Here is a 15547-nt window from a genome sequence, read left to right on the forward strand (position 1 = left end):
GGGGTGCAGGCCCACGTGATGGAACTCGCGCAGGTGTTCATCAACCGTGGACACACCGTCAGCGTGCTCGCGCCGGCGGGCAAGGGCACCGAACTGCCCGACTACGTCGTCTCGGTCGGTGAGGCGCTGGCGATCCCGTACAACGGTTCGGTGGCCCGCCTGAACTTCAGCCCCAAGGCCTACGGGCGTCTGCGGAGCTGGCTGCGCGAGGAGGAGTTCGACGTCCTGCATGTACACGAACCGAATTCACCCAGTATCTCGATGCTCTCCCTCATGGTCGCGCAGGGCCCGATCGTCACCACGTTCCACGCCGCGACCACGAAGTCGCTGTGGCTCAGTGTTTTTCAGGGCATCCTTCGGCCATATCACGAACGCATCGCGGGCAAGATCGCGGTCTCCGAACTCGCTCGCCGATGGCAGATGGAATCGCTCGGGTCCGACGCGGTGGAGATCCCGAACGGGGTTCACGTCCGGTCCTTTTCCGACGCCGAACCGTTCGAGGGCTATCCGCGGCGGGGTAAGACGGTTCTGTTCCTCGGCCGTTACGACGAACCCCGAAAAGGGATGGATGTCCTGATCGGTGCGCTACCGGCGGTGGTCGCGCGATACCCGGACGTCCAGGTGCTGGTGGTCGGCGGCGGTCACGAGCGCACCCTGTGCGGCAAAGCCGGCGACATCGCCAAACACCTGGTGTTCCTCGGTCAGGTCGACGACGAGACCAAGGCCCGCGCCCTGCGGTCGGCCGACGTGTACTGCGCACCCAACCTCGGGGGCGAGAGTTTCGGCATCGTGCTGGTCGAGGCGATGGCCGCCGGTGCCGCCGTTGTCGCGAGCAAACTCGACGCGTTCCGCCGGGTCCTCGATGACGGGCGCGCCGGGGTCCTGGTCGAAATAGGCGATCCAGAAGAACTCGCGTTCGGGATCGTCGCGGCGCTCGGCGACGACGCCAGTCGATCCGCCATGGTCGAGCGGGCCGAGCAGCATGCCGCGCGATATGACTGGTCGCAGGTAGCCGATCAGATCCTGCGGGTCTACGACACGGTCACAGTGGCGGCCGGCAAGGTGGTGGTCGAAGAATGACCATTTCAGCGATGACGATCCTGATCCTGGGAATCGTCGCGGTGGTGGTGCTCGCGGCGCTCGGTTGGGCCTACAAGACGGCCAACCGGCTCGATCGACTGCATGTGCGGGTGGATCTCTCCTGGCAGTCGCTCGACGCGGCGCTGGCCCGCCGGGCGGTGGTGGCGCGTTCGATCGGCGCCGGTCTCGGCGGCGACGGCAAGGCCCTGATCGCGGCGGCCGACCGGGCCGAAGGTGCGCCTCCGGCCGAGCGTGAGGATGCCGAGAACGTGGTGTCGGCCGCATTGGCGCAGGTCGACAGCGGGTCGTTGCGCTCCCAACTGGTCACGGAGCTCGCCGACGCCGAGACCCGGGTGATGATCGCTCGTCGATTCCACAACGATGCGGTCCGCGACACCCTCGCGCTGCGCAATCGCCGCCCGGTGCGGTGGCTCCACCTCGGTGGTACCGCCCCGGTCCCGATGTACTTCGAGATCGTCGAGCGCGCAGCGGTCTGATCGACACCGAAAGTCCAGCTGGAGCAGACAAAGCCTAGACTGGAGGCCCAGGATTTTTTGTGACTGTGTAGCTACTAGCAAATGTAGGAGTAATTGACGTGAGCAGTGCCCCAGACCTTGGTTCCTCGGTGAGCCCGGAAGCTTCCGGCACCGGTACCGCGCGGGTGAAGCGCGGAATGGCCGAGATGCTCAAGGGTGGTGTGATCATGGACGTGGTCAACGCCGAGCAGGCCAAGATCGCCGAGGACGCCGGTGCTGTTGCGGTCATGGCACTCGAGCGTGTACCCGCCGACATCCGCGCCCAGGGCGGCGTCTCCCGGATGAGTGACCCGGACATGATCGACGGGATCATCGCAGCCGTGTCCATCCCGGTGATGGCCAAGGCCCGCATCGGGCATTTTGTCGAGGCACAGATCTTGCAGAGCCTCGGTGTCGACTACATCGACGAGTCCGAGGTTCTCACCCCGGCCGATTACAGCAACCACATCGACAAGTGGCGCTTCACCGTCCCGTTCGTCTGTGGCGCGACCAATCTCGGTGAGGCGCTTCGCCGTATCACCGAGGGTGCCGGGATGATCCGGTCCAAGGGCGAGGCCGGTACGGGCGACGTCTCCAACGCCACCACCCACATGCGCAAGATCCGCGATCAGATCCGCTGGCTGACATCCCTGCCCAAGGACGAACTGTTCGTGGCGGCCAAGGAGCTGCAGGCGCCCTACGACCTCGTTGTCGAGATCGCCGAGGCCGGCAAGCTGCCGGTCACTCTGTTCACCGCCGGTGGCATCGCCACCCCGGCCGACGCCGCGATGATGATGCAGCTCGGCGCCGAGGGTGTCTTCGTCGGTTCGGGCATCTTCAAATCCGGCAACCCGGCCCAGCGTGCGGCGGCCATCGTGCAGGCCACCACCTTCTTCGATGACCCGGACGTGCTCGCCAAGGTCTCGCGCGGCCTCGGTGAGGCGATGGTCGGCATCAACGTCGACGACATCCCGCAGCCGCACCGCCTCGCGGACCGCGGCTGGTGATCACCCGCCCCCTGACCGCTCGTAGTCACGAGGTGCCACCGCGTCCGCCATTCGGCGGACCCGGTGGCACCTCGTTTCTTACGACACGCATTCCAATTCACTGCGTGACGCGGACCGATTGTGGATGATCTACAGCGGGCATGTTTGCGCAGGGGCATTCCAGGCCCCGACGTGGCAGATTGACACTTGTTGGTGCACTTGACCAAAAGACCTGAAGGCGGAGCTCGATGAGCATGGAGACAACCGGGGCGGTTCGCAATGAGACCCGCAGCGGTACAGGTGAGTTCGGTCAAGTTGCGATCGCCTGGGCGCTTGTCAGTGATGTCGGCCTGCTCCGGGAGACCAACGAGGATGCGGCGCTGGTCGCGCCCGGGATGATCCTGGTCGCCGATGGCATGGGCGGTCACGACTGCGGTGAACTCGCCAGTGAGGCCGCGCTGATGGCGCTGTCGGGTACCGCGATCAGTGGGATCAACCGCACCCGTGACTCCGTGGTCGAACTACTCAACGAAGCACAGCAGCAGATCGAACGCATCGACACCGAGTCCGCCCGGCACGCGGGCACAACGATCACCGGTGCGCTGTTGGCGGACAACGACGGCGTGCCGCACTGGCTGGTGCTGAACATCGGCGATTCACGCACCTACCGGTTTGCCGCCGGCCGCCTGGAACAGGTCACCGTGGACCATTCTCAGGTGCAGGAACTGGTTGATGCCGGCTACCTGACCGCCGAACAGGCCCGAGTCGACCCGCGGCGCAACGTGATCACGCGGGCGCTGGGGGCGGGCATGGAACAGGAAGCCGACTTCTTCACCTTCCCGGTGGCCATCGGCGACCGGATCCTGGTGTGCTCGGACGGGCTGACCGGCGAACTCGCCGACCTCGTGATCGCCGAGATCCTCGCCGAATGTGCCGATCCGACACAGGCTGCGACGACACTGGTTGCGGCCGCACTTGAATCCGGTGGCCGCGACAACGTGACCGTTGCGATTGCCGACGTCACGGCGGTTCCGGAACTTGTCGAACCCCCCGTTCGGTGAGCGTGCCGATGGCAGCCGCGCAGGGGTCGTTTGTCGACTACTGCGGCGAGCATTACCCGCTCGACACCGACAGGCCGTTTCACATCGGCCGTGATGCCGACCTGGACGTCGACGACAACCCGTATCTGCACCGCAAGTTCCTCATGATCCACTTCGAAAAAGACCTGTGGTGGCTGTCGAATGTGGGATCCCACCTGTCGGCGGGGGTGGTGGCCGGCGAGGCCGGATTCCAGGCGACGCTGGCACCGGGTGCGAGCATTCCGTTGATCTCCGGGGTGACCGCGGTGGTCTTCTCCGCCGGGCCCACCACCTATGAGCTCGACATCCATTCGACTACAACACCTTTGGTCAATCTGGAAACGCCGGGTGAACCGACGGGCAGTGGTGAGGCGACGATCGGTGTGATGTCTCTGACCGAGAGTCAGAAGTTGCTGATCGTGGTGCTGGCCGAAGAGGTGCTGCGCCGCAGCGGTACCGGCGCGAGTTCGATTCCCTCGTCCGCGCAGGCCGCGCGCAGGCTCGGCTGGTCGATCACGAAGTTCAATCGCAAGCTGGACAACGTGTGTGACAAGTTCGATCAGATCGGCGTCTCCGGAATGCGGGGAGGATCAGGCCGCCTCGCCAGCAATCGCCGGGTGAAACTCGTCGAATACGCCGTTGCCTCACGGGTGGTGACCCGCGACGACCTCCCGATGATCGACACCGAAGCTCGTCGCAGCGGTGGTTCGAGCGGCTGACCGGCCCGCAAGTGTGCCCGATGGGGCAGGAAATTCGGGGACTCCCCATGAAAAGCTGATCTCACCTGCGCAGATGAGGTGGGTAGTTCTCCCCATCGACACCGGTTCACAGCGGTTTTAGTGTTGTGACATTCCACAGCACGCCGCAGCGCAGCGAGTTGGCCCAACCTGTAGTAGGAGACCGTGATGACCGTATTGCACAACACCTTTCACGCGCCGACCCGTACCCGCGGTGGCTATCGCCAGGGACCCCCGGCGCGGCTGACCCGTGAAGAGGCGTTGGCCCGGCTGGCGCAGCGCACGATGCCACTGCCCGGACGTCCGGCCGGTGTATGCGCCACGCCCGGCACCCCGACGTCACCGGTACGGCCGTCGGCGCCGGCCCCGGTCGACTCGGTGGTGACCAGGAGCTACCCGAAGCCGAAGTTGTCGCAGCGCGAGGTCGAGGTCCTGCGGGCCTGGCTGAACCTCGATTCGAAATCTGCTGTGGCCGAGTCACTCTTCATCTCGCTGGGCACCGTCAACACGCATCTTGCGCGAATCCGGGTGAAGTACAACGAAGTCGGGCGCGGTGCATCGACCAAGGCGGCGCTGGTTGCGCGCGCCATCCAGGACGGGATCGTCTCGATCGACGACCTGTAGGACATCCCGAGGCGGGTGTTGTGTCAGCCCCTGACGCCACGTGGGCAATAATTGCCGTGGCGAAAGGGGCCAATCTCATGGCGATGATCGAAGAGATCCTCCAACTCGAGCAGATCGAGAAGGACATCTATCGGGGCCGGGTGTACCCGAGCTTTCTCGAACGCACCTTTGGCGGGCAGGTCGCCGGGCAGGCGCTGGTATCGGCCACGCGGAGTGTGGACGACGCTTTCCGCGTCCACTCCCTCCACGGCTACTTCGTGCGGGGTGGCAATCCGACGGAACCCACCGTGTATCTCGTCGATCGGATCCGTGACGGACGGTCGTTCTGTACCCGCCGGGTGACCGCGGTCCAGGACGGGTTGCCGATCTTCACGATGTCGGCGTCCTTCCACGTCGAGGATCAGGGGTACGAGCATCAGGACATGATGCCGAAGGTCAAGCAACCCGAAGAGCTCATCGACCTGTTGACGGAAGAGGACCCCGAACTCAAGGCGCCGTATCGCGAATGGCAGAACTTCGATGTCCGGATCGTTCCGCAGGACGAGATGATCGGCAGCAAGGTCCTCGCCGCCCAGCAACAGGTGTGGTTCAAGTACCGCACCCGATTGCCCGATGACCAGGTGTTCCACGTCTGCACGCTCGCCTACATGAGTGATATGACCCTGCTGGGTTCGGCCAAGGTCCCGCATCCCGACGAGGATGCACAATTCGCATCGCTCGACCACGCGATGTGGTTCCTGCGCCCGTTCCGCGCGGATGAGTGGCTGTTGTACGACCAGACGTCGCCGTCGGCGAGCGGAGGTCGCGCGCTGACCCAGGGGCGTATCTATGACCAGAGCGGTGTGATGGTGGCGGCCGTGACCCAGGAAGGTCTCACGCGCACCGGCCGGCCGGTTCCGTCAGATCAGCACGCGAAGCGGCCGAGTTGAGCAAGCCGCCACGGATCGGCATCCTCGCACTTCAAGGCGATGTTCGCGAGCATCACGATGCGCTCACCAAAGCCGGGGCGGATGTTGTCCTGATCCGACGTCCGAGCGAACTCGACCAGATCGACGGCATCGTCATCCCCGGCGGTGAGTCGACGACGATGAGCAAGCTGCTGGTGATCCTCGATCTGCTCGACCCGCTCCGCAAGGCACTGGCCGCAGGCCTGCCCGCCTACGGGTCCTGCGCCGGGATGATCATGCTGGCCAGTGACATCCTCGATACCCGGCCCGACGCCCAACACCTCGATGCCCTCGATATCACGGTGCGCCGCAACGCATTCGGACGCCAGGTTGCCTCGTTCGAGACCGACCTCGAACTCGAAGGCATCGCCGGCGGCCCAGTACGGGCGGTGTTCATCCGTGCGCCGTGGGTCGAATCGACGGGGGAGGGTGTGCAGGTGCTCGGAACAGTGCCCGACGGCCCGGCAGCCGGCCGGGTGGTGGCGGTGCGGGAGGGCAACGTACTCGCGACCTCCTTCCACCCCGAGGTGACGGGCGATCTACGGGTCCACGAATACTTTGCCGCGATGGTCAGGTCTGCCCGCTGACACTGCGAGTAGGATCGATCCGCACCTTCACGCCAGAGAATCAGAGCAGTACGAAAGGGGCTTGCGCCAATGAGCGGCCACTCCAAATGGGCCACCACCAAGCACAAGAAGGCGGTGGTCGATGCCAAGCGCGGCAAGATGTTTGCCAAGCTCGTCAAGAACATCGAGGTTGCCGCACGCACCGGTGGCGGCGACCCGAGTGGTAACCCCACGTTGTACGACGCCATCCAGAAGGCAAAAAAGTCGTCGGTGCCCAACGACAACATCGAACGCGCCCGGAAACGCGGCGGCGGCGAAGAGGCCGGCGGCGCCGACTGGCAGAACATCACCTACGAGGGCTATGGCCCGGGCGGTGTCGCGATCCTGATCGAATGCCTCACCGACAACCGCAACCGCGCGGCCACCGAGGTGCGCACCGCGATGAGCCGCAACGGCGGCAACATGGCCGATCCGGGCTCGGTGTCGTACCTGTTCCACCGCAAGGGTGTGGTGACACTCGAAAAGGCCGGCCAGACCGAGGACGACATCCTCATGGCAGTCCTCGAGGCCGGCGCCGAAGACGTCACCGACCTGGGTGAGACCTTCGAGATCGTCAGTGAGCCAACGGATCTTGTTGCCGTTCGGACCGCCCTGCAGGATGCCGGCATCGACTACGACTCGGCGGAAGCGAGTTTTCGGGCATCGGTTGAGGTCGCGGTCGACGCAGAGGGTGCCCGCAAGGTGTTCCGGCTGATCGACGCGCTCGAGGATTCCGACGACGTGCAAGACGTCTATTCCAACGTCGACATCAGCGACGACGTGCTCGCGGAACTCGAACAGGACGCCTGACACGCGTGTTGCTGCCTCGGCTCGTTCGGCGCGCCCGCTAGGATATCGAACAGTTGTTCGTTTCCTGGTGGTCGTCCGTCGAAGGTGGAGATGCATGCGCGTGATGGGTGTTGACCCAGGTTTGACCCGGTGCGGGATCGCGCTGGTCGAATCCGGCTCCGGTCGTGCCGTGACCGCGCTCGACGTGGACGTGGTGCGTACCCCGGCGGACATGCCGCTCGAGAAGCGCCTGCTCGCGATCCACACCGCGGCAGAACACTGGCTCGACATCCACGACCCGGATGTGGTGGCCATCGAGCGTGTCTTCGCCCAGCATCAGGTGAGTACCGCCATGGGCACCGCGCAGGCCGGCGGCGTGATCGCCCTGGCCGCGGCCACACGTGGAGTCCCGGTGCGGTTTCATACACCGAGTGAGGTGAAGGCCGCGGTCACCGGCAGCGGCCGCGCCGACAAAGCACAGGTCACAGCCATGGTCACCCGAATCCTCGGCATGCAGCAGGCTCCGAAACCGGCCGACGCGGCCGACGCGCTGGCGCTGGCGATCTGCCATTGCTGGCGCGGGCCGATCGTCGACCGCATGGAAGCGGCGCAGGCGCAGGCAGTGGCGCAACAGAAGGCATATCGCGACCGGGTTGCCCAGGCAAAGAAGGTCGCTGCGGCGAAGAAGGCGGTGACACGATGATCGCATCGGTTCGTGGTCCGGTCGTCGATGTGGCACTCGACCACGTGGTCATCGATTGTGGCGGTGTCGGATACCAGGTCCTGGTGACACCGAGCACTGCCGGATCGGTCCGGCGGGGTGCCGAGGCCACGCTGCTCACCACGATGATCGTCCGCGAGGACTCGATGACGTTGTACGGGTTCACCGAACCCGATGCTCGCTCGCTGTTCACCCTCCTGCAGACGGTCACCGGGGTCGGTCCGCGGCTGGCGATGGCCACGCTGGCGGTCCTCGAACCCGACGCGCTGCGGCAGGCCCTGGCCGGCGGAGACACCAAGGCATTGATCACCGTCCCGGGCATCGGCAAGCGCGTCGCCGAACGTCTGGTGGTCGAACTGCGCGACAAGGTCGATCGTCCGCATACCGACGATTCCGGCGGTGGGCTCGCGATGTCGGGCTTCGCCGTTCGCGATCAGGTCACCGAGGCCCTGGTCGGACTCGGGTTCGCCGGGCCCCAGGCAGAGAAAACGGTTATCGCCGTGCTCTCGGAGGCTCCCGATGCCGATTCGGCAGCCGTGTTGCGGGCGAGTCTGGCCGCTTTGGGCAAAACCAAGTGATGGGTGAGACCAGATGATCGACCCGGAAGACGAGGGCCGCGGGGCCGACGACTTCGGTTCCGGATCCGACGACACCGACGACCGCACCGTGAACGCGGCGCGAATCAACGGCGACGCCGATCTCGACAACAGCCTGCGGCCACGGAGCCTGACCGACTTCATCGGGCAGCCCCGCGTCTGCGAACAGCTCGAACTCGTGCTGCAGGCGGCCCGTGGACGCGGCGGGACACCAGACCACATCCTGCTGTCCGGTCCGCCCGGTCTCGGCAAGACATCACTGGCGATGATCATCGCATCGGAAATGGGTGCCGCACTGCGCATCACGTCGGGTCCGGCACTCGAACGCGCCGGCGATCTGGCCGCCATGCTGTCCAATCTCGTCGAGGGTGACGTCCTGTTCATCGACGAGATCCACCGGATCGCCCGGCCCGCCGAGGAGATGCTCTACCTCGCGATGGAGGACTTCCGGGTCGACGTCGTCGTGGGCAAAGGCCCCGGCGCCACGTCGATCCCGCTCGATGTCGCGCCGTTCACGCTGGTCGGCGCCACCACCCGCTCCGGCGCCCTCACCGGACCACTCCGTGACCGATTCGGCTTCACCGCGCACATGGAGTTCTACGACACGGGCGAACTCGAACGTGTTCTTCACCGTGCGGCACGAATTCTCGGGATCACACTCGATGCCGAGGCCGGCGCGGAGATCGCGTCGCGGTCGCGCGGCACACCCCGTATCGCCAACCGGTTGTTGCGGCGGGTTCGTGACTACGCCGAGGTACGCGCAGACGGCAGGGTCGACCTGGCGGTCGCCCGTTCCGCGCTGACCGTCTACGACGTCGACGAACTGGGCTTCGACCGTCTTGACCGCGCCGTCCTGGCGGCCCTGATCAGGGGTTTCGGCGGTGGACCGGTTGGTGTCTCGACACTTGCGGTGGCCGTGGGCGAGGAGCCGGCGACCGTAGAAGAGGTGTGTGAACCATTCCTCGTGCGCGCCGGGATGGTCGCCCGGACCCCCCGAGGCCGCGTCGCCACGGCCGCGGCGTGGCATCACCTCGGGCTGACACCACCGGCCGGAGCGCTCAACGCGGCGTTCGGGGTGCGCGCGAGGGACGACGGACCCGGCGTGGTTTCACTCTTCGACCCGTCGGACGACAACGACAACTGAGATCTCCTCGTCGATGCCGAATCGGGTCTGGTCGGGCGAGATGGCACACTGGTCAGTGATTGCGAGCACTTCTCGTGACCACGGATTACAAATCAAGGACTGAAGACAACTCATGGAATTGCTATTCCCACTACTGCTGGTCTTTCTGGTCGGCATGATGTTCCTGTCTGTCCGCCGCCAGAAGAAGGCAACGGCAGAAGCCAAGACCATGCAGGAATCCCTGCAGGTCGGCGTCCGTGTCCAGACCACCTCTGGCGTGTACGGAACCGTTGCCGGACTGGCCGAGGGCACCGTTGACCTCGAGATCGCCGACGGCTACGTCTCCCGCTGGAATCGTCTCGCCATCCGCGAGGTCGTCCACGCCGATGACCTCGCCGACAGCTATCCGGGTGTGGGTCTGATCGGCAACGATGCCGAGGTCGAATACAACGGCATCCACGATGACGACGACCTGAGCGGCGGCTCCGACGGAGACGACAACGCCATCAGCCTCGAGAAGCCGCACGAAGACCAAGACAAAGCGTAGGTACGCAGCCCGTCCTGGGGCGCCTTGCCGGAGGTGTCGCGACACAACCGTGGTCGCGGCACGTACCGTGGCAGGCGCCCCTGCGGTCTGCATGGGGTTTGTAGAACAACCGAGGAGACGTAGGCAGCGTGGCATCGTCGTCGAACCGTGAGGCACCACCTCTACGGTCATTGATCGTCTTTTTCTTGTTGATGATCGTGGTGTATGGGCTGGTGTTCTTCACCGGTAACCAGGAACCGACACCAAAACTGGGTATCGACCTGCAGGGTGGTACCCGGGTCACGCTGACCGCTCGGACACCCGACGGCAGTTCGCCGAGCCGGGACCAACTCGACAAGGCCAAGCAGATCATCGAGAACCGTGTCAACGGTCTCGGTGTCTCGGGCTCCGAGGTGGTTGTCACCGGTGACAACCTCGTGATCACCGTGCCCGGTGATGACGGTCAGCAGGCGCGGACCCTCGGACAGACGGCGTTGCTCTATGTCCGCCCGGTCGCCAGTGTCCAGGCCGCCACCCCGCAGCCGAACACCGCGCCGCCACCCGAGAATCAGTCGTCCGAGGACGCGATCGCCGAGGCGAAGAAGTTGCGGCAGGCTCCCGCCGATGCCGACACCGCCGCGTTGGTCGCCTACATGCCGCAGATGAACTGTGACCCGGCGGTCCCGGATCCGTTGCAGGGCAACGACGATCCCGGCCAGTACCTGGTGACCTGTTCCGAGGACGGATCGCAGGTCTACCTGCTCGAGCCGCAGATCCTCAAGGGCAGCGACATCGATTCGGCGGAGGCCGGCACCACGCAGGGCACCGGCGCCTGGATCGTGCGACTGGACTACAAGGGCGGCGCCAGCGAGCGATGGGCCAGCTACACCGCACAGAACATCGGCAAGCAGACGGCCTTCACACTGGACTCCAGAGTGGTCAGCGCCCCTCAGATCAACGGCGCCATCAGCGGCACCACCGAGGTCAGTGGCAACTTCACCCAGAGTGAGGCCAAAGACCTCGCGAACGTGTTGAAGTACGGTTCGCTGCCGCTGTCCTTCGAGGCATCCGACGCCGAAACCGTCTCGGCCACCCTCGGCTGGTCGTCGCTGAAGGCCGGCCTGATCGCCGGGCTCGTCGGTCTGGCACTCGTCTTCGCCTACGCGCTCGTCTACTACCGCATGCTCGGGATCCTGACGATTCTCTCGCTGGTCCTGTCCGGCGTCATGGTCTACGGGATCATGGTGCTGCTCGGCCGGTACATCGGCTTCTCGCTCGACCTCGCCGGTATCGCGGGTCTGATCATCGGTATCGGTATGACCGCCGACTCGTTTGTTGTCTACTTCGAACGAATAAAGGACGAGATGCGCGAGGGCCGGAGTTTCCGGTCCGCGGTGCCTCGGGGCTGGGCACGAGCGAAACGGACCATTTGGTCCGGTAACGCGGTCAGCCTGATCTCGGCGGCGGTGCTGTACTTCCTGGCAGTCGGTGAGGTGCGCGGCTTCGCGTTCACACTCGGACTCACCACCATCCTCGACGTTGCCGTCGTCTTCATGGTGACCTACCCGCTGGTCGTCTACGCCTCACGGTCGAAGTTCCTCTCCAAGCCCAACATCAACGGACTGGGCGCAGTCACCGAAGTGGCGCGCGAGCGCCGTCAGGCTGCCGCCGCGAATCGTCCGACTTCGACCTCAGGAGGTGTGCGGAATGGCTGAGGTCGATCGCCTGGCGCCCACGAGTGACGCGGATTTTGTCTCGGCCACCAACCGTTCGGTGCTCTCGCGCCTCTACACCGGAACCGGTGCCTTCGAGATCGTCGGCAAACGCCGCATGTGGTACATGATCACAGTGGCGATGATCGTGATCTCGCTGGCCAGTATCGGCATCAGAGGTTTCACCCTCGGAATCGATTTCGAGGGCGGCACGCAGATCTCGTTCCCGATGTCTGATGGCGTGAGTGTCTCCGACGTGGAGGATGCCTACTCCGGCGCGATGGGCAGCGACCCGGAATCGGTGCAGACCGCCGGCGCCGGTTCGAGCAAGACGGTGCAGATCCGGACCGAGACCCTCAACGCCCAAGAGGTCGTGAAGGTGAACGCCGCGCTGGCCGAGGCGTTCGGCTTGGCGCCGAACGACGTCAGTTCGTCCGAGGTCAGTTCCACCTGGGGCGGTGAGATCACCGAGAAGGCGATCATCGCTCTCATCGTCTTCCTGGTCATCGTGACCATCTACATCGCGATCCGGTTCGACAAGGAGATGGCCCTCTCGGCGATGGCTGCGCTGATCTTCGACGTCATCACCACGGCCGGTATCTATTCGATGGTGGGCTTCGAGGTCACCCCGGCAACCGTCATCGGTTTCCTCGCGATCCTCGGCTTCTCCCTGTACGACACGGTGGTGGTCTTCGACAAGGTCGAGGAGAACGTGCGGGGGGTCACGCACACAACCAGACGCACGTACGCCGAGCAGGCGAACCTCGCGGTGAATCAGACGCTGATGCGCTCGATCAACACCACCTTGATCTCGGTGCTGCCAGTGCTCGCGCTGATGGTCATCGCGGTCTGGCTGCTGGGTGTCGGGACACTGAAGGACCTCGCTCTGGTCCAGATGGTCGGTGTCATCACCGGAACCTACTCGTCGATCTTCTTCGCCACGCCGCTGCTGGTCACGCTGAAGGAACGTCGGAAAGACATCGGTGCACACACCCGCAAGGTGCTGTCGCGGCGTGCCGAGCGCGAACAGCGTGCGGCCGGCGCTGCCGAGAGCGACGACTCAGGGACCGCGACGACGACGCTCACCAAGAAAGTGGCGACCACCAAACACACGCCACGCCGGTCCGGAACCGCTCCGGAGCCGGGGGCGCGTCCTTCCGGTAAGCGCAGGCGCAAGCACTAACCTCACGGTTCATGAGAACCCGTGGGCTCCTGGCGATGGCAGTCGCTGGGGTGTGCGCTCTGGGGTTGGTGACGGCCTGCTCGGATCCGCCGGTGAAGACCGTCAATTACGTCATCGACGGCGCGGTGACGACGTACAACCCGGGATCGCTGGTCGGGTCCACCGAGGGGGCACTCATGGCGCTGTCGCGGGTACTCCCGGGTTTCAGCTACCTCGGACCGGACGGCAGTGTTCTGGCCGACACCGACGTCGGTACCGCCGTGGTGACCGACAGCGACAACGGACGGCTGGTGGTCCGATATCAGGTCAATCCGCTGGCGGTGTACAGCGACGGCGTGCCCTTGACCTGTGACGCACTGGTGCTGGCGTGGGCCGCGCACAGCGGTGCCGTCGGCGGGTTCGATGTCGCGACCACGGCCGGATACCGCGACATCGAGGACGTCGACTGTCAGCCCGGGGCCAGGGCCGCGACCGTCACGTTCAAACACGGTCGTGCATACCGGGATTGGAAGGCGCTCTTCGGCGCCGGCACCCTGCTGCCACCGCAGGTGATCACCGGGCAGATGGGTCTGTCATCGGTCGTCGACGTCGTCACCGGGACCGACCAGGCGGCCAAGGCCGAACTCGCCCGGGTGTGGAACAGCGCGTGGGACCTCGTGCCCGGGGACGTCGGGCCCGACCGCTATCCGGCGCTGGGACCGCTGCGCGTCGAGGAGTACACCCGTGACGGTGGGCTGGTCCTGACCGCCAACACACGTTGGTGGGGCGAGCCGCCGGCCACCGATCGGATCACCGTGTGGCCGCGGCAGAGCGAGATGACCGAGGAGATCGCCGGCGGAGATGCTGGTGCCGTCGATGTCCTCGACATCGCCACCGGCGCCTACGGTGTCGATCCGGCGCCCCGCAGCCAGGCGAGCGCCGAGTCGGTGCCCCCCGCGTCGCAGGTCCCGATGTCGTCGCTGGGCGTCGAACGTCTGGTCTTCTCGCGCGGCGGGGCGTTTGCCGACGCACGGGTGAGACGGGCGTTTGCCGCCTGCGTCCCACGAGACAGTCTGGCCCGCGAGTTCGGCCGGGGCGCCCAGGTGACCAACCATCACATCCTCAGCCCGGTCGACCTGCTGGCGGAATCGGTGAACGCACAGTTCGGCGGAGAGTTTCTGCAGGCCGACCCCGAACGGACCCGTGGAGAACTGGCGGACGCCCGCGCCGGGAGACCGGAACTGGTGGTGCGCATCGGCTATGTCGGGCCCGACAACCGGCGGGCGCAGATGGTGTCGGCCATCGCCGCGAGCTGTGGTGGGGCGGGCGTGAGGGTGACCGATGCGGCCGGCCCGCAGATCGGTCCGGCCAGTCTCGGGCGCGACGTCGACGTTCTGATCACCGCGTCCGGCAACGGTTTCGCGGCCACCGGTGCCGCCGACCCGACCCGCGACAGTTACGCGTTCGTACGCGGCGAACCGATCAACGTCGGGGGCTACGACAACGAACGGGTGTCGGCACTGATCGAGCAACTCGCCGTCACCGTGCCGTCGGCCGACCGACTCCCGCTGCTGCGCGAGATCGAAACGCTTCTGTGGCGCGACATGCCGGTGTTACCGCTGTTTGTGGAGGCGCGTACCGCTCTGTCGGGGGACAATGTGAACAATGTGGTGGTGGGGATGTCCAGGACGGGCGCAGGCTGGAACATCGACCGCTGGCTGTTGACCGACAGCTGAACGCAGGAATTGAGGACACCAGATGGACAGCCAGACCCCGATCAGCCTCGACGCCCTCACGGCGATCGAACGACTCACCAGAAGAGTGGCCGATTTCCCTTCTCCCGGAATCCAATTCAAGGACCTCTCGCCGGTCCTGGCCGATCCCGAGGGATTGCGCGCAGTGATCACCGGGCTGGCATCCGGTGGCGTCGACGGGGTCGACCTGGTGGCGGGAATCGACGCCCGCGGATTCTTGTTGGGTTCTGGTGTCGCATTGCAACTGGGCACCGGTGTGCTGGCGCTGCGCAAGGCCGGCAAGTTGCCGCCACCGGTCCTGACGGAGTCGTACACCCTCGAATACGGCACTGCGAGCCTGGAGATCCCGGCGGACGGGCTCGATCTGACCGGACGCCGCGTTCTTGTCATCGACGACGTCCTGGCCACCGGCGGAACGGTCATCGCGGCGGTGAAACTGCTGCGGCAGGCCGGTGCGATCCCGGTCTCGATCGCCGTGGTGATGGAACTCGACGGTCTGGGCGGGCGCGAGGCGGTCGGCGCGGCCTGCGGCAACGTCGGGCTCAGCGCATTGGCGCCGGGTTGAGACGACTAGTCTTGGCGACAACGGAG

The 15547-nt window shown here is 65.6% G+C and carries 16 protein-coding genes and 1 pseudogene; all 17 read left to right on the top strand.

Going from position 1 to position 15547, the window contains the following annotated elements; translation table 11 throughout:
* Positions 1 to 1080: glycosyltransferase family 4 protein (locus VIQ49_RS14545; protein ID WP_331885774.1), on the top strand; the 1080-nt coding region annotated here is incomplete at its 5' end.
* Positions 1077 to 1568, top strand: a pseudogene (locus VIQ49_RS14550) (exopolyphosphatase); the annotation flags it as partial. The gene VIQ49_RS14545 and the pseudogene VIQ49_RS14550, both read left to right, overlap by 4 nt.
* Before the next feature lie 107 nt (positions 1569 to 1675).
* Positions 1676 to 2602 carry a pyridoxal 5'-phosphate synthase lyase subunit PdxS gene (pdxS, locus tag VIQ49_RS14555; protein ID WP_331885776.1) on the top strand — a complete coding sequence of 309 codons (927 nt, stop codon included), beginning with the start codon at positions 1676 to 1678 and terminating at the stop codon, positions 2600 to 2602.
* Positions 2603 to 2829: 227 nt separating this feature from the next.
* Positions 2830 to 3642, top strand: coding sequence for a PP2C family protein-serine/threonine phosphatase (locus tag VIQ49_RS14560; RefSeq protein ID WP_331885778.1), 813 nt, complete (start codon positions 2830 to 2832; stop codon positions 3640 to 3642).
* A gap of 8 nt (positions 3643 to 3650) precedes the next feature.
* On the top strand, positions 3651 to 4379 hold the full coding sequence (locus tag VIQ49_RS14565; protein ID WP_331885780.1) for an FHA domain-containing protein: 729 nt from the start codon (positions 3651 to 3653) through the stop codon (positions 4377 to 4379).
* A 186-nt stretch (positions 4380 to 4565) separates the two neighbouring features.
* Positions 4566 to 5021 (top strand): helix-turn-helix transcriptional regulator, encoded by a 456-nt coding sequence (locus VIQ49_RS14570; protein WP_331885782.1) that lies wholly within the window; start codon positions 4566 to 4568, stop codon positions 5019 to 5021.
* Between the two features lie 77 nt (positions 5022 to 5098).
* Positions 5099 to 5950 carry an acyl-CoA thioesterase II gene (locus tag VIQ49_RS14575; protein WP_331885926.1) on the top strand — a complete coding sequence of 284 codons (852 nt, stop codon included), beginning with the start codon at positions 5099 to 5101 and terminating at the stop codon, positions 5948 to 5950.
* A complete protein-coding gene (gene pdxT / locus VIQ49_RS14580) occupies positions 5947 to 6555 on the top strand; it encodes a pyridoxal 5'-phosphate synthase glutaminase subunit PdxT (RefSeq protein WP_331885784.1) in 609 nt (202 codons plus the stop codon). Before VIQ49_RS14575 ends, pdxT begins: the two co-directional genes overlap by 4 nt.
* 69 nt (positions 6556 to 6624) lie before the next feature.
* The gene (locus VIQ49_RS14585; RefSeq protein WP_331885786.1) at positions 6625 to 7383 is read left to right on the top strand and encodes a YebC/PmpR family DNA-binding transcriptional regulator; all 759 of its coding nucleotides are present in this window, start codon (positions 6625 to 6627) and stop codon (positions 7381 to 7383) included.
* A gap of 94 nt (positions 7384 to 7477) precedes the next feature.
* Complete coding sequence (gene ruvC, locus VIQ49_RS14590; protein WP_331885788.1) at positions 7478 to 8065, top strand: crossover junction endodeoxyribonuclease RuvC; 588 nt, start codon at positions 7478 to 7480, stop codon at positions 8063 to 8065.
* Positions 8062 to 8661, top strand: a complete 600-nt coding sequence (gene ruvA / locus VIQ49_RS14595; protein ID WP_331885790.1) for a Holliday junction branch migration protein RuvA — start codon at positions 8062 to 8064, stop codon at positions 8659 to 8661. The genes ruvC and ruvA overlap by 4 nt, the downstream gene beginning before the upstream one ends.
* Positions 8662 to 8674: 13 nt before the next feature.
* On the top strand, positions 8675 to 9823 hold the full coding sequence (ruvB, locus tag VIQ49_RS14600) for a Holliday junction branch migration DNA helicase RuvB (protein ID WP_331885792.1): 1149 nt from the start codon (positions 8675 to 8677) through the stop codon (positions 9821 to 9823).
* Between the two features lie 112 nt (positions 9824 to 9935).
* Positions 9936 to 10349 carry a preprotein translocase subunit YajC gene (gene yajC, locus VIQ49_RS14605; RefSeq protein ID WP_331885794.1) on the top strand — a complete coding sequence of 138 codons (414 nt, stop codon included), beginning with the start codon at positions 9936 to 9938 and terminating at the stop codon, positions 10347 to 10349.
* Positions 10350 to 10477: 128 nt separating this feature from the next.
* Positions 10478 to 12043, top strand: a complete 1566-nt coding sequence (gene secD / locus VIQ49_RS14610; RefSeq protein WP_331885796.1) for a protein translocase subunit SecD — start codon at positions 10478 to 10480, stop codon at positions 12041 to 12043.
* Complete coding sequence (secF, locus tag VIQ49_RS14615) at positions 12036 to 13223, top strand: protein translocase subunit SecF (RefSeq protein WP_331885798.1); 1188 nt, start codon at positions 12036 to 12038, stop codon at positions 13221 to 13223. The genes secD and secF overlap by 8 nt, the downstream gene beginning before the upstream one ends.
* 11 nt (positions 13224 to 13234) lie before the next feature.
* On the top strand, positions 13235 to 14938 hold the full coding sequence (locus tag VIQ49_RS14620; RefSeq protein ID WP_331885800.1) for an ABC transporter substrate-binding protein: 1704 nt from the start codon (positions 13235 to 13237) through the stop codon (positions 14936 to 14938).
* Between the two features lie 22 nt (positions 14939 to 14960).
* The gene (locus tag VIQ49_RS14625; protein ID WP_331885802.1) at positions 14961 to 15521 is read left to right on the top strand and encodes an adenine phosphoribosyltransferase; all 561 of its coding nucleotides are present in this window, start codon (positions 14961 to 14963) and stop codon (positions 15519 to 15521) included.
* Positions 15522 to 15547 lie beyond the last annotated feature (26 nt).

The sequence above is a fragment of the Williamsia sp. genome, assembly GCF_036566845.1.
GTDB lineage: Bacteria > Actinomycetota > Actinomycetes > Mycobacteriales > Mycobacteriaceae > Williamsia.